Source organism: Alistipes sp. (assembly GCF_048465575.1).
Lineage (GTDB): Bacteria > Bacteroidota > Bacteroidia > Bacteroidales > Rikenellaceae > Alistipes.
The window spans coordinates 21735-36667 of sequence record NZ_DBFWLG010000018.1; the positions used below are offsets into that span (position 1 = coordinate 21735).

Annotated in this window: 13 protein-coding genes and 2 tRNA genes; 7 read left to right on the plus strand and 8 right to left on the minus strand. The window is 59.2% G+C overall.

All coding sequences use genetic code 11. The annotated features are described in order from the left end of the window. Positions 1 to 101: 101 nt before the first annotated feature. Positions 102 to 479: a hypothetical protein gene (locus ACMQ11_RS05505; RefSeq protein ID WP_418991765.1), complete on the plus strand. Its 378-nt coding sequence runs from the start codon at positions 102 to 104 to the stop codon at positions 477 to 479. Here ACMQ11_RS05505 and ACMQ11_RS05510 read toward each other — a convergent pair. From ACMQ11_RS05510 to ACMQ11_RS05540, 7 genes are all read right to left on the minus strand, one after another. Next, a complete protein-coding gene (locus ACMQ11_RS05510) occupies positions 466 to 840 on the minus strand; it encodes a DUF488 domain-containing protein (protein WP_418991766.1) in 375 nt (124 codons plus the stop codon). The two genes, ACMQ11_RS05505 and ACMQ11_RS05510, sit on opposite strands and share 14 nt — an antisense overlap. A gap of 168 nt (positions 841 to 1008) precedes the next feature. After that, entirely contained in the window at positions 1009 to 1158 is a 150-nt protein-coding gene (locus tag ACMQ11_RS05515) for a hypothetical protein (protein ID WP_418991767.1), read from the minus strand. Positions 1159 to 1222: 64 nt separating this feature from the next. Continuing rightward, on the minus strand, positions 1223 to 1807 hold the full coding sequence (locus ACMQ11_RS05520; protein ID WP_418991768.1) for an RNA polymerase sigma factor: 585 nt from the start codon (positions 1805 to 1807) through the stop codon (positions 1223 to 1225). 310 nt (positions 1808 to 2117) lie between these two features. After that, positions 2118 to 3017: a cation diffusion facilitator family transporter gene (locus ACMQ11_RS05525; protein WP_418991769.1), complete on the minus strand. Its 900-nt coding sequence runs from the start codon at positions 3015 to 3017 to the stop codon at positions 2118 to 2120. Positions 3018 to 3158: 141 nt separating this feature from the next. Further along, positions 3159 to 4643 carry a proline--tRNA ligase gene (gene proS / locus ACMQ11_RS05530; RefSeq protein ID WP_418991770.1) on the minus strand — a complete coding sequence of 495 codons (1485 nt, stop codon included), beginning with the start codon at positions 4641 to 4643 and terminating at the stop codon, positions 3159 to 3161. Positions 4644 to 4739: 96 nt separating this feature from the next. After that, the gene (locus ACMQ11_RS05535) at positions 4740 to 6479 is read right to left on the minus strand and encodes an OmpP1/FadL family transporter (protein ID WP_418991771.1); all 1740 of its coding nucleotides are present in this window, start codon (positions 6477 to 6479) and stop codon (positions 4740 to 4742) included. Positions 6480 to 6508: 29 nt separating this feature from the next. Further along, a complete protein-coding gene (locus ACMQ11_RS05540) occupies positions 6509 to 7630 on the minus strand; it encodes a hypothetical protein (RefSeq protein WP_418991772.1) in 1122 nt (373 codons plus the stop codon). Positions 7631 to 7924: 294 nt separating this feature from the next. Here ACMQ11_RS05540 and ACMQ11_RS05545 point away from each other — a divergent pair. From ACMQ11_RS05545 to ACMQ11_RS05555, 3 genes are all read left to right on the plus strand, one after another. Next, positions 7925 to 8011: transfer RNA gene (locus ACMQ11_RS05545), tRNA-Ser, on the plus strand. A gap of 380 nt (positions 8012 to 8391) precedes the next feature. Continuing rightward, entirely contained in the window at positions 8392 to 8775 is a 384-nt protein-coding gene (locus tag ACMQ11_RS05550) for a hypothetical protein (RefSeq protein ID WP_418991773.1), read from the plus strand. A gap of 178 nt (positions 8776 to 8953) precedes the next feature. Further along, positions 8954 to 9041: transfer RNA gene (locus ACMQ11_RS05555), tRNA-Ser, on the plus strand. Between the two features lie 121 nt (positions 9042 to 9162). Here the strand turns inward: ACMQ11_RS05555 and ACMQ11_RS05560 are convergent. After that, complete coding sequence (locus ACMQ11_RS05560; RefSeq protein WP_418991775.1) at positions 9163 to 10788, minus strand: ribulokinase; 1626 nt, start codon at positions 10786 to 10788, stop codon at positions 9163 to 9165. 137 nt (positions 10789 to 10925) lie between these two features. On the opposite strand from ACMQ11_RS05560, the gene ACMQ11_RS05565 reads away from it, so the two are divergent. From ACMQ11_RS05565 to ACMQ11_RS05575, 3 genes are all read left to right on the plus strand, one after another. Then, positions 10926 to 11981, plus strand: a complete 1056-nt coding sequence (locus ACMQ11_RS05565; protein WP_418991776.1) for a LacI family DNA-binding transcriptional regulator — start codon at positions 10926 to 10928, stop codon at positions 11979 to 11981. Between the two features lie 61 nt (positions 11982 to 12042). After that, positions 12043 to 14046, plus strand: a complete 2004-nt coding sequence (locus tag ACMQ11_RS05570; RefSeq protein ID WP_418991777.1) for an FG-GAP repeat domain-containing protein — start codon at positions 12043 to 12045, stop codon at positions 14044 to 14046. Positions 14047 to 14054: 8 nt separating this feature from the next. Beyond that, the gene (locus ACMQ11_RS05575; RefSeq protein WP_418991778.1) at positions 14055 to 14933 is read left to right on the plus strand and encodes an alpha/beta hydrolase; all 879 of its coding nucleotides are present in this window, start codon (positions 14055 to 14057) and stop codon (positions 14931 to 14933) included.

The window sequence follows — 14933 nt, forward strand, 5'->3', positions numbered from 1 at the left end:
GCACAAGAGATAAAAAGCGTCCGTTTCTCGCGGAAACAGGGAACGAAAGTTGCGCTTTGACCGGAAAAGCATTACCTTTCGTTATCGAAAACCGACCGTTTATGATCAAATTCACTATCACAGCGCTTGCGGCGGTCCTCGTAGCCGGATGCGGAAATTCCGACCGATCGGAAAAAGAAATTCAGCAGGACCAGCGGGCGGAGAGCCCGCTGGAGACGATGACGGGCGCCTATGCCGAGGCGCGGACGCCGAATGGGGAGGAACTCACGCTCTTCGAATACGCGACCGAGGGGCTTACCGGAGTACGCTACACCCCCGAAAGCGTCTCGACGCAGGTGGTGGCGGGCACCAACTACCGCTTTGTCTGCACCGCGCAGCCCGCCGCGCAAAACAAGACCGCCTACCGGGTGGAGATCGTCATCTACCGCCCGCTGCCCGGACAGGGCGAGCCCCGGATTACGCTGCTCAAGCCGTTGTGAGGCGCCGCAGGGCCTGCCCGAGAAACTCCTGCAACACGAGCGCATGGTTTTGTGCCGCATTGCGCGAAGCGTAGAGCAGGGTGAGGCTCTTTACGCCCGCAAGTTGGCGGACGAAATCGTATACGGCAGCGCTGTGGCGCAGTTCGAACGTGTAGCGCCGGCAGAACTCCTCCCACCGGGCTGCCGGATCGGCGTGGTACCACCTCCGCAAATCGTCCGAGGGGGCCAGTTGCCTGGCCCACAGGTCGTATTGCAGCGCGCTTTTGCGCACGCCGCGCGGCCAGAACTTGTCGACCAGCACCCGGCAGCCGTCCGTCTTCTCGGCCGCCTCGTACACCCGTTTGATTCCTATGCGTGTCATGTCCGTCGTTTTTCAGCGGGTACCTGCAAATAACACGCCCGTTTCCGGCCGGCACGCATGCAAATCCAAAGGCGAACGACCTGCACGTCGGCCCGAAAAACCGAGAACCGAAAGGATATGCAAAACGAAGGGAGCCTCCCGGCTCCCTTCCCCATCAAAAATTAACCCTTAAAAATTATCCCCGCTCCGAAAGACCTCCGAAAGGTAGTGGTGTAGATAGCAAAGATCCGCATCCCCCTGTATTACCTCCCGCATCATCAGATCCTCATCATCGGAGATGCCGTTGTTTGAAACTTCGTTTTTGTCAATCTCCTCCATAGGCCGATTCGTTTTAGCGTTGTTACCCAGATAACGCAAAGCCCATGCAGAATATTGTCCCGGATCAACTCAAAATCATGTTTTTTTCCTTAATCATGCGCCGGAGGTTGATAAGCGCGTAACGCATCCGCCCCAGCGCGGTGTTGATGCTCACGTCGGTCTGCTCGGCGATGTCCTTGAAACTCAGCCCCGAAAAATAGCGCATCATCACCACCTCGCGCTGCTCCGGCGGCAGCAGCTCCACCAGCGCACGAACGTCTTTTTCGATCTGCGTCGAGACCATCCGGTCCTCGACCGTGCGTTCGGCGAAGCGCAGCGAGCCCAGCACGTCGTAGCCGGCTTCGGCTTCGGTCATGGCTTTGTTCTGCCGCTTGGCACGGAAATAGTCGATCACCTGGTTGTGGGCAATGCGCAGCACCCACGAGAGGAATTTCCCGTTGTCCGTATAGCGGCCGTCGTCGATGACGCGGACGGCTTTGATGAATGTCTCCTGAAAAATATCTTCGGCCACGTCGCGGTCCTTGACCATCATGTTGATGTAGTCGCGCACGCGCCGGCTGTGGCGCTCGATGAGCTTGGATATGGCACTCCGGTCCCCCGAAAGGTAGTCATTAAGCAATACCCGGTCACTTAATACTTGCACGTTCATACTCTTTCCTCCTGATTACGGTTATAAAGAGTAGAATTTTTCCCGATAGGCAATCCTTTTTTTAAGTAATTTCGTCGTTCAGTCTTGTGTCCGGGCCGTCGAAATCCGTCCTTTCGGTAGCCTTGACGTTGGCAAGATAACTACTTTTTTCCGAAAATCCAAATTCCTTTCTACTCCGTCCGGAACCGCCCGGACCGTTTTCACGCGCTCCGGAATCCGCAAATGACGTGCCACAAGCGATTTCCAAGGTGCATCCGGCCGGGTGCAGGGAGTGTCAAAACGGAAAAAAGGGCGGATCAAACACCTCGAATCATTTGAGCGGTTCGACATGGATAACGACCAGGGTTCCCGCGCCGAAGCGTTCGCGCAGGCGACGCTCGATGTCCACGGTCAGCTCGTGGGAGCGGGCGACGCTCATCTTCGGGTCCACGCGCACGTGGACCTCGATGGCGATCGAGGCGCCGATGCGGCGCGTGCGCAGGTTGTGGGGTGCCGTAACCTCAGGCGAAGCGGTCACGATGCGCAGAATCTCCTGCTCCGTATCCGCAGGCAGCGAGCGTTCGAGCAGTTCGTCCAGCCCCGTGCGGACCAGATCGAACGCCACCTTGAAGATGAAAACGGCCACCAGCAGCGCAGCGATCGGGTCGGCGATGCGCCACCGCTCGCCCAGAAAATAGGCGCAGCCGATGCCGACAAGGGTTCCCAACGACGAGAGCGCGTCGCTGCGGTGGTGCCAGGCGTTGGCCACCACGCTGGGGCTATCGACGGCACGTCCCTCGCGCACGGTATAGCGGTAGAGCACCTCCTTGGCGATGATCGACAGCACCGCCGCAAGCAGCGCCACCAGTCCCGGACGGGGCAGCAGCCCGCCCTCGGCGACCGTGCGGATCGCGCGGATGCCGTTCACCAGAATGCCCGTCCCCACCGCCGCCAGTGCCAGGCTGATAAGGATCGTAGCGAGTGTTTCGTATTTCCCGTGGCCGTAGTCGTGCCCCTCGTCGCGGGGTTTGGCCGAGATGCGGGCGAACGCGATCACCACCACATCGGTGGCCAGGTCCGAGAACGAATGCACGGCGTCGGCGACCATGGCGCCGCTGCGGCCGAAGATGCCGGCCGCGAGTTTCCCCGCCGCCAGCACCAGGTTGACGACGAACCCGATGAAAGTGATTCGGTAGATGGCGTGTTTTCGTTTTCCGGAGTGGTCGGACATAACTTACCGTTTGCAGGTGATTATCGATTTTTCGCAGCGATCGTTTGTGCGTCGTGAAGAACAGGGCGGACGGGCCGTACGAAGCACGTCCCGATCGCCCTGCTAGGGGAATGTGCGGAAAAATCCGCATAAGATCGAAAACTAATAGCTCCGGGCGAAGAGCACGCGGCGGTGCGACGGCTTGCCCGAAAAGACGCAGGTGCCCTCTTCGTCTACGGCGTCCACGGGAATGCAGCGGATGGTCGCCTTGGTGGCCTCCTTGATGGCCACCTCGGTTTCGACCGTCCCGTCCCAATGGGCCGAGACGAAGCCGCCTTTCTCGTCGAGCACGCGCTTGAACTCCTCCCAGGTATCGACCGGCGTAATCATCGACTCGCGGTAAGCGAGCGCCTTGCGGTAGATATTTTCCTGGATTTCGGTCATCAGCGCCTCGATCCGTTCGACCAGCCCCTCCTGCGGCACGGTTTGCTTCTCGAGCGTGTCGCGGCGGACCAGTTCGACCGTGCCGTTCTCCAAGTCGCGGCCGCCCATGGCCAGCCGGACGGGGACGCCCTTGAGTTCGTATTCGGCGAACTTGAAGCCCGGGCGCACGTTGTCGCGGTCGTCGATCTTCACCGTAAGCCCCTTGGCGCGCAGTCCGGCAGCGATGGTTTCGAAGCGCCGGGTGATCTGGGCGAGTTGTTCGGCCGTCTTGTAGATCGGCACCATCGCCACGTGGATCGGCGCCAGTTTCGGCGGCAGCACCAGGCCGTTGTTGTCCGAATGGGCCATGATGAGCGCACCCATCAGGCGGGTCGAGACACCCCACGAGGTAGCCCAGACGTATTCGAGCTTGCCCTCCTTGTTGACGTACTGCACGTCGAACGCCTTGGCGAAATTCTGCCCCAGAAAGTGCGAGGTGCCGCTCTGGAGGGCCTTGCCGTCCTGCATCAGCGCTTCGATGGTGAGCGTGTCCTCGGCGCCCGCGAAGCGTTCGTTGGGCGACTTGTGGCCCACGACGACGGGCAGCGACATCCACTCCTCGGCGAACCGCTGGTAAACGCGGATCATCTTCTCGGCCTCCTCGACGGCCTCCTCGCGCGTGGCGTGGGCCGTATGGCCCTCCTGCCAGAGGAACTCCGCCGTGCGCAGGAACAGGCGCGTGCGCATCTCCCAGCGCACCACGTTGGCCCACTGGTTGCACAGAATCGGCAGGTCGCGGTAGGACTGGATCCAGTTCTTATAGGTGTTCCAGATGATCGTCTCCGAGGTGGGCCGCACGATCAGCTCCTCCTCGAGCCTGGCGTCGGGGTCCACGACTACGCCCTTGCCCTCGGGGTCGTTCTTCAGGCGGTAGTGCGTCACCACGGCGCACTCCTTGGCGAAGCCCTCGACGTGGTGGGCCTCTTTCGAGAAGAACGACTTGGGGATGAAGAGCGGGAAATAGGCGTTCTGGTGCCCCGTCTCCTTGAACATGCCATCCAGTGCGTCGTGCATCTTCTCCCAGATGGCGTAGCCGTAGGGTTTGATGACCATGCAACCGCGGACGGCCGAATTCTCGGCCAGCCCGGCTTTGACCACCAGGTCGTTGTACCACTGCGAGTAGTTGTCGTCCGACTTGGTGAGGTCTTTGAGTTCCTTTGCCATAGTATCTTGTGTTTTGACTTTCGTTCCGGACTGCAAATATACAAAAAAAACAAAGGCCTGCCCTCGGGCAGACCTTTTTCCTATGGATTCGACCGATCAGAATCGGAAACTGAGCGTCATGGCGATGTAGTGGCGCGTGTAGGAGGTATTGTAGAGACCGCTGTAAGTCTCCAGATCGCCCGTAACCATGTTGCGGCTGAAGAAGAGCTGGTAATCGGTCTGCTTGTCGGTCACGTTCTGGTAGGAGAAATCGAGGGCCGTGCTGCGCGAAAGGTTCACGCCCACGCCCGCCGAGAAATAGTAGCTCTCGTAAGTCATGGGCATGCCCGCATAGGCATTCATCACATAATAGTCGCGGTCCTTGAGCATCGAATCGGTGTACCCGCCGCCCAGACGCAGGGCCAGGATCGGCAGCGGCTTGAGCTCGACGCCCGCACGAATCGAATTGGTGCCCTGAAAACGGGTTTTAAATTCGTCCTTGAGCGCTTCGCGCGAGAAAGTATACCCGTACTCGGTGAAAGCAGCCCCTTCCGGCATGTTCTTCACCCGGATGCCGTTGTACCAGTCGCGCTCGTAATCGAGCGAGACGATGGCGAAATTGCCGAACGTATACGAAGCGCCGAACATCAGGCGGGCCGGGGAGGTAAAGTCCCAGCTGTTATCGCCCTCGCTGTAAGCGCGAGGTGTTTTGTTTCCTTTTCGGACGGGCGGATCATCGCCTGCATTGTTTTGAATGTCGGCAAAGAGATCGGCCTGGTAGGAGCGGTCGAGCGAATAGAACGTCGGCGTGTGGAATGCCACACCCAGCCGCAGTCCCGCCACGGGACGCACGACCACGCCCAACTTGAAATTCACGCCGCTGCCGTTGAGCACCATGCGTTGATAGAGGTTGGACAGAAGCAGCTGTTCGGGCAAACTCTCACCGCTCGGGTCCAAACCGATGCCGCCGTTGTAACCGTACTCCTCCTGGTAGGTGACGGTCGTCTTCTTGTAAACGCTCTGAATACCGAGCGTAGCGCCGAAATAGACGATGTTGTTGATATTGCCTCCCACCGAGAGGTCGAACTCATTGATCGAGCCGCTGTTCACCACGTCCATCGAGTGCAGCACCGAAGCGTTGGCACCGATGCGTTCCACGCCCCAAGGGTTGTTGGGATTGGGGTTCGAGGGGTCGTCGCCGTAATAGCCGACCATGAATCCGTCGTAGCCGAGCACGGCGGGCCATACATTCGGATTGGGCCAATCGTTGGCGAAATCATCGGGAACCAGCCCCTGCGTGTTGAGTTGCTGGGAGAAAATATCGGCGATGGTGGGCATGTAGTTCCCGGTCGAGGGGTCGAAGCGCGACTCGGAGGAGAACGAGGAGCGCGTATTGAAATCCGCGATCCGGTTCATGCCGATGCCGATCGTCAGGCTCGTAAGCGACGAGCTCGAACTTTCGTAGACGTTCAGTGCCGCACCGATATTGGCGATGGCGAAACGGCTCTTGTTGTTGCCCACCCACGAGGGCAGCCCCTCGTTCGAAGCGTGTGCCACAGGCACCAGCGGCGTGACGGAGACCTCGTTGCGGCGGTACATCCCCAATCCCGCGGGGTTGAGCGACATGGACGTAAGGTCCGCCCCAAGCGAGGCGAATGCGCCGCCCATGCCCATCACGCGGGCCGTACCGAACACGTGGGTCTGCGACAACTGGGCCATGTCGGTCGCCCACATCATGTCGTGATTCAACACCGACCCGCCGAACTGATATTGGATTCGCGGCGGCACCTCCTGCGCCTGCAAGGGCACAGCAACCATCCAGGCCGCACACAAGGCAAGGATTTTCATGCTTTTCATATCGTCTCCACGTTTTTGTTTACATTTTATTACCGGCTTCCCCGGCTGCCGCCGCCGCCCGAGCTTCCGCCCCGCGAACCGCCTGTCGAGCCGCCACCGTAGCCGCCGCCCGTCGAACCGCCGCGCGAGCCGTAGCCGCCGCTGTTGTAGCTGCCCGAGCCCCGGCCGCTGTTTCCGCTGTTGTAATTGCCGCGCGAGCCGCTGTTATAGGAGTTGTTGCGGTTGTTGTTCCGGTTGCTGTCGTAGCGGTTCGAAGAGTTGCCGCGCGAACCGCTGCTGAACGGACTGTCCGTGGTGCGGCTTCCGTAACCGGAGTTGTAGGAGCCGCCCCTCGAACCGCTGCCGTAACGGTACTGCGTACCGGAGGTCCGTCCGGGGGTATATCCGCGACTGCCCCGACCGCCCGGACGGTTGTAGTAATTAGGCTCGCGGTGTGCATGCCATCCCGGTCCCCAATGTCCGTGCCAGCCGGGACCCCATCCGGGTCCCCAGCCCGGGCCCCAGGCGGGACCCCACCACGGATCATACCACGAAAAGCCGAAATTGAAGCCCCAGCCCCAGCTGCCGAACGAGAAACTCGGACCCCAGGCATTCCAGTAGGGCCACCGGTTCCAGCCGTAGTACCAGGGATCGGCGTAGATCGCCGGACGGCCCCACGAGCCGAACATGGCCGTGATGTACTTGGGCTCGACCCAGACCTGGTCGCCCATTACCATGATGGTATAGAACGCCGGATCGTAGGCCGAGGCGTAGTCGAACGCGCTGCTGTACCGTGCGTTCATGTAGCTCGACGGCATTTTGTAGGTCGGCGACTCGAATCCGCGCAGGCGGCGGGCATAGGCGCTCTCGTAAGTATCTGCCAGCACGCTCTCGTACGGATTTGCGTCCGAAGCGTTGTATTCGTAATAGTTGTTCTCAGCGGCAGCGGCCTGCGCCTCGGCGATCCGTGCCTCCCACTCGGCCTTACGCGCTTCGGCGGCGGCACGCTGCGCCTCGGCGGCAGCCTGCTTCTTGCGGGCGATGTCCGCCTTGTCGTGCAGGGCATACAGGTCGTCGCTCGCATAACCCGACGAGGAGTAGTAGGCCGACGAACAGCCGGCCAGTCCTGCCCCCAGGATCAGGGTTCCGATAATCATTCTCAACTTTTTCATAGCGCACATTGGTTTGCGTTAGCTTTTTTTATCCAAACGAAAACCGTACCGGTTTTAGTATCGTCCGTACAATAAACGGTCCGCAGGCGAAAATACTGCGCCCGGCAGGCGGGAGTTCGTACTTTACAAAGATACGAATAATTCGTGAAATGTTCGGAAAAGGCAGCCCGAAGCCGCTTTTTTTCAACGCACGGCAAAAATTTCCGCACGAAACGATGCGGAAATAAAAAATATATCCTATATTTGCAGTCCCAAAACCAACGTTTTCGTGGTTCTCGGGGAACGACCGAACAAGGAAAGATGCCGGAGTGGTCGATCGGGCCGCACTCGAAATGCGGTGAACGGGCAACTGTTCCGGGGGTTCGAATCCCTCTCTTTCCGCTTAGTGCAGCGAACGGCAGGACATGATGTCCTGCCGTTTTTGTTTTTGCGCAATACGTGATTATTCTTGCATCTACCTGTCTAAGCACCTATCTTCCCCATTTTCGTCTTCACCTGCCCCAACCTTGTAAATTACTCATTTGCAATATTATATTTAATTATATAAATAATCTATTTAAAATAGTTGTCTAAGGTTTAGTTGTTGAGTTGCAGAATAGTCCAAGATTGCAGACCTTGCCGGGATACGGCGGTTCCAACCCAAACCACGCCGCGCTGAAAACTACGGTCTGCATGGATAACTTGCTTAAACGCGTCACTGATTCCGAGCCGCCGCCATTCACTGCTAACGGTAGTTTTTATCCGGCACAAAAACTATCGCTATGGCCAACTACACGTATCGTAAGTGGCGTTACCTGACGGCTCGCAAGCTCGTCAAACTCTTTTCCCAGCCTGAAAACAACGATTGGACGCCAGCCATGGTTTATGAACGCATTGGTATCTATTTCACGGCTGTAAATGATGAAACATTCACCAAGCTGATTAAGGAAGAGCCTGTTTTCGACGAGGAACTACCTCTCTTCTATGAGGCGCTGTTGGAATATGCCAAGGAATTCCGTCAAGTTGCGTGGCTGCTCGAAACCGGAATGAAACGTCCGTCGGACTATCCGGCATCGGAGTTCCCTCAATACGCAAAACTGGTCGAGATTTACCTGCGCCGGCAAAGCGAGCGGCTCGCAAAGGAGCACGAAGCCGAAAAGAAATAGTACCTGATTCCTCTCCGGAACACCCCGGTCCGACGCGCATGGACGAATCACGCGCGACGGACCGGGCGGATCGGTGCGCCCCTATGTCAAGCCCTGCCTAACGCCTGACCGGCAGCAAATAAAAAGGCACTCGATTTGCAAAATCGAAAAAGATTGCCTACTTTTGAGCCGCATTTCGGGAGAGATGCAGGAGTGGTTGAACTGGCCCGCCTGGAAAGCGAGTAAACCTCAAAAGGGTTTCAGGGGTTCGAATCCCCTTCTCTCCGCAAAAAATTTGATCAGCAAATTGCAAACACCCGACCTTACATAGTAAAGTCGGGTGTTCTTATCCAGTATACCAACGCCTGCAAAGGTTCCCATCCTTACCTAATAAAATCGTTTCATCGTTCAACGGGCCGCACCCAGCCGCAGATAACGGGCATAGAGCTTGTCGTAGACCGCATGCCGTTCGGGATCGGGACGGTATTCGTCCGAGAAACCCGGGCACATGGCCTGCTGAGCCGCAGCAACCGACGGGTATATACCGGCTGCGACGGTTGCGAATAGGGCGGCTCCCAGCGCGCAAGCCTGGTCGCTGACCAGTACGCGGATGGGAACGCCGATCACGTCGGAGAGTGTCTGCATTACGAAACGCGATTTGCGGGCTATGCCCCCGATAGCGATGATGGTATCGATCGAAATTCCCTCTTCGAGCATCCGTTCGTTGATGGCCCGGGAACCGAATGCCGTCGCCTCGACCAGCGCCTTGAAGATTCCCGGGGCCGATGTGGCGAGTGTCAATGCTTCGATGGCACCGCGTGCCCGGGGATCGGCATCGGGGGTGCGGCGACCGTTGTGCCAGTCGAGCGCCACCGGGTCTTCGGCCGTAAGAGGCAGCCGTTCGGCCTCGGCGGTCAGCTCGCCGAGGATGCGCTCTTCCAACTCCGGATCGCCCTGCGCAATGCGCCGCAACGGCCAGGCCATCAAGCGCCGGAACCAGGCGTAAAGGTCCCCGAAAGCAGCTTGTCCGGCCTCGAACCCGACATAGCCGGGGAGCACCGAGCCGTCGACCTGTCCGCAGATTCCCCGGACGACTTTACCGTCCACGTGCTTCGGGTCGGCGATCAGGATGTCGCAGGTCGAGGTCCCCACCACTTTGACCAGTGTTCCCGGAACGATACCCGCGCCTACGGCACCGACGTGGCAGTCGATCGCCCCCACGCCGACCGCGATTCCGGAACGCAGTCCGAGCCGCGAAGCCCATTCTTCACAAAGCCCGCCGATAAGCGTATCGCCGGTGGCGGTCTGCCGGTAGAGATCGGCGAAGCCGACGAGCAGCGGATCGACCGCCTGGAGGAAGTCCGACGAGGGAAGGCCGCCCCACGACTCGTGCCACATCGCCTTGTGCCCCGCCACGCAGCGGCTCCGGACGACATGTCCGGGGGTGGTATCTCCCGTGAGGATCGCTCCGATCCAGTCGCAATGCTCGACCCACGCACGGGCCGCAGGCCGCAGCGAGGGGTCGTGCCGCAGGCAGTGCAGCACTTTGGCCCAGGTCCATTCGCAGGAGTAGGTCCCGCCGCTGTAACGGGTATAGTCGATCTCCCAGCGTTTTGCCGTTTCGTTGATGGCATCGGCTTCCGCGATGGCCGTGTGATCTTTCCAGAGGATGAACATGGCGTCGGGGTTTTCGGCATATTCCGGACGCAGTGCGAGCGGAACACCCCGCTCGTCGGTCAACACGGGCGTCGAGGCCGTGGTGTCGTACGAAATGCCGCAAATCCGGTCGGCGACCTCTTTGCCGCAGCGCTCCAGCGCCATCCGCACGCACCGTTCGAGCGATTCGATATAATCCAGCGGGTGTTGTCGGTACCGGTTCCGCGACGGATCGCAATAAAGTCCCTCTTTCCAGCGGGGATAGGCCACCGCCGCCGAGGCCATTTCCCGGCCGTCGGCGGCGCAGACAACAAGGCATCGGACGGAGTCGCTCCCGAAATCGATGCCGATTACGTAAAGGTCAGTAGAAATTTTCATAAATTATTATAGTAATTATCAGGTTCGGAGTCAATTTTCTTCAAAAATTCAGTGAAAATATTTGTTTATTAAAACGTTTTAATTACCTTTGCAAAGGTAAGAGAATTTTTCAGGATATTTCATAAAAAAGCAAAAATATGCGAACACGCAAAGTAACCATAAAAGACATAGCCACCGAAGCGGGCGTCTCCATTGCGCTGGTCTCTTTCGTCATGAACAGCAAGGCCGACGGCAAGGACCCCCACCGGGTCAACAAGGAGACGGCGCAACGAATTCTGGCGGTAGCCTCCAAACTCAACTACCAGCCGAACAACGCCGCCCGCACGTTACGCAGCGGAAAGACCCACACCATCGGCGTCATCGTATCGGACATATCCAACAAGTTTTTCGCGGACATCGCCCGCTGCATCGAAGACCGAGCCTATAAACACAAGTACACCGTGCTGTTCGGCAGTTCGGACGAGAACCCCGGCAAACTCGAAAATCTGATCGAGGTATTTCGCAACAAGGGGATCGACGGACTGATCGTGGTTCCCTGCGAGGGGGCCGACGCGGCGATCTGCCGCGTGGCACAGGAGAACCTCCCGATCGTCCTGCTCGATCGGCAAGTGGCGAACACCAACCTGAGCAGCGTGGTGCTCGACAACCGCCGGGCCGGGGCTGAAATTACGAAAGCTCTGATCCGCCGGGGCTTCACCCGGATCGAGATGATCTCCTACTCGATGAAGCTCTCCAACATCGGCGAACGCGAAGAGGGGTACCGGATCGGCATGGCAGAGGCCGGATTGGGCGGCAATGTCCGCATCCACCAACTGCGCCACGACAAACTCAGAAAAATCGACGAGATCATCCGGGATGCACGTCAGCGGGGAGTGGAGGCATTTGTTTTTGCAACCAATACGCTGGCTCTCAGCGGTCTGACAGCAATTTTCCGCAACGGATGGCGGGTTCCCGAGGACGTGGCGATGGCCTGTTTCGACAGCAACGAAACGTTCGATATTTACAAGACCGCCGTGGCCTACGTGAGGCAGCCTATCGAACGGTTCGGGACCGAAGCCCTCGACCTGCTGATTAAGAGTATCGAACAGCAGGATGAAACGACGACCAGTACGCGCATCGTCCTGACACCGGAGATCGTGGAAAGCGCTCCTCCCGCGACCCGACCCGAAGCGAAAGAGGCGATATGGGAATAGCCTCTTTTTTTTGACAAGTTATTAAAACGTTTTACAATAAATAATACGAACCTGAACCAGCATGAAGAACCTTTATCAAGCGCTTATCGCAGCCGGCGGCTGGAGTATCGCAACACTGCTCCTTGCGCCCTCAGCCCCGGCGCAAAATCCGGAGCCGGCCATGCAGCTCCCCGATGCCCACCCTTTGCATTACAACCATGCAGAACTCGCCGTCGATCTGGGTGTGGGCTTGTGGGGGATTCCTCTGCCGGTCGATTACGACGGCGACGGACTGACGGACCTGTTGGTCTCCTGCCCCGACCGTCCCTACAAGGGACTCTATTTCTTCCGCAACATCGGATCGGCAAGGAAGCCCTTTTTTGCCAAGGCACAACGCATCAGCGACAAGGGGTTGAACAACATCCGCCTTTCGGAGGTGAACGGGACCGCACACGTCCTTTCGAAAGGGACCGAATACGTCGATTTTTTCAAAACGCCCTATCTGCGCAAGCGGAAAATCCGCTATGAGGGCGAGGTGCTGGGAGCCACCTACGAGCGATCGCGCAGCAACATGTGGAACTGCGTCGACTGGGACAACGACGGCGACACGGATATTGTCGTGGGTATCGATACCTGGGACGATTACGGCTGGGACAACGCTTTCGATGCCGCGGGTCGCTGGATGCGCGGCCCCCTGCACGGATATGTCTACTGGTTGGAGAATACCGGAGAGGGACGATACGTGAACCGGGGCAAGATCGAGGCCGGCGGAGCTCTGATCGATGTCTACGGCGCGCCCAACCCCTGCATTGCCGATTTCGACGGCGACGGCGACGGCGACCTCGACCTGATCTGCGGCGAATTCGTGGACGGGCTGACCTGGTTCGAGAATAGGGGAACGCGCAGCAACCCCCGCTTTGCCACGGGACGGCAGTTGACCAACGAAAAGGGCGAAATACGTCTTCACTTGCAGATGATCGTTCCGGTGGTCTGCGATTTCGACGGCGACGGGCATGCGGACCTGATCGTAGGCGACGAGGACGGCCGCGTGGCGTGGGTGCGTAATACCGGAAAGGTCGACGACCGTATGCCGCAGTTCGAATCCCCAGCCTATTTCCGCCAGCAGGCAGATCGGGTTAAATTCGGCGCGCTCTCGACCCCGTGCGCTTTCGATTGGGACGGAGACGGGAACCAGGACATCATCGCAGGAAACTCGGCCGGTGAAATCGCCTTTATCCGCAACCTCACGGGCAGCCCGAATCCCTCATGGGATGCACCCCGGCTCTTCACCGTCGACGGCAAACCCCTCCGCATCCAGGCCGGCGAGAACGGTTCGGTACAAGGCCCTGCCGAACGCAAGTGGGGTTATACAGTCCTGTCGGTTGCCGACTGGGACGGCGACGGACTCCCGGACCTGGTGGTCAATTCGATATGGGGACGGATCGAGTGGTTCCGCAACCTCGGTGCAAAGGATGTGCTCGCACTGGCTCCGGCGCAACCCGGGCTTGTGGCCTGGGAGGGCGAGACGCCCAAACCCGCCTGGAACTGGTGGACGCCGCAACCGGGTACGCTCGTCACGCAATGGCGCACGACGCCCGTGGCGATGGACTGGAACGGCGACGGTCTGACGGACCTCATCGTCCTCGATTGCGCGGGCTATCCTGCCCTGTTCGAACGCTTCCGCGCTCCGTCGGGCGAGTTGCTGCTCAAACCCGGCCGCCGGATATTCTACGGCGTGAACTGCTCGCTCTACGATCCGAAGCGAGGCGTCGCGGATGCCACGCCGGGATTGCTGCGGCTGAACGACGGCATGGCCGGAAAATCGGGCCGTCGCAAAATCTGCTTCACAGACTGGGACGGAGACGGCCGGCTCGACCTGATCGTCGACAGCAGGAACGCCGCCTGGTTCCGCAACGTCGGGGAGCGTGACGGCTTAATCCGGCTCGAATACATGGGCGACCTCTCCGACCGGGTGCTGGCCGGACATACGACATGCCCAACGCCCGTCGACTGGCGGGGCGACGGGCGGCCTGAGTTGCTGCTCGGCGCCGAGGACGGCCATTTCTATCTGATTCCCAACCAGTGAAAACAGCCATGAAACGATTGATATTGTCCTTTAGCCTGACCGCATGGACCCTGCTATCGGGCGCCGCGGAACCGATCCGGATAAAACTCTTTCCGCAAGGCGCCCCGACGAAAAACGGATTGGAAGCGTGCGCGGAAGGGGTGAACGACAAGGGATATTGCATCCGGGTCAGCGATCCCGAGTTGCTGATCTTCCTCCCCGATTCGGCCCGCGCAACGGGGCAGGCCGTGCTGGTAGTACCGGGCGGGGGTTACGAAAAGGTCTGCATCACGCACGAGGGCTTCAAGACCGCAGCGTGGCTCAACGCACACGGCATCGCCGCCATGATCCTCAAATACCGCATGCCGAACGGACATCCGCAGATTCCGCTCGAGGACGGCGAGCAGGCGATGCGCGTCATACGCCGAAACGCCGGACGGTGGCGTCTCGACCCACGCAGCATCGGTGTGATGGGTTTTTCGGCCGGGGACCATTTCGCTTCGACGCTCCTCACCGAATACGCCGACTTCGAGACGCGCCCCGATTTTGCCGTTCTGGTGTATCCCGTCATTTCGATGGACCACTCCAGCGCCCGGACCCGGGAGAACCTGCTCGGAACATGCAGCGGGGAGGAGGCATGGCGCAAACGCTACTCGACCTGCGAACAGGTAGACGAAAGGGTGCCCGAAACGTTGCTCCTGCTGTGCAGCGACGACAAGACGGTCGTCCCGGACAACGCCCTGGCTTTCTACCGGGCTCTCAACCGCCACGGGGTGAAAGCGGAACTGCATGTCTACCCCGAAGGGGGTCACGGTTTCTGGATGCGCGAGCGCTACAAGTACGCCGATGAAAGCTATCCGGCCATCATCCGGTGGATCGAAGAACGAAGAAAACAACCGAATAAATAA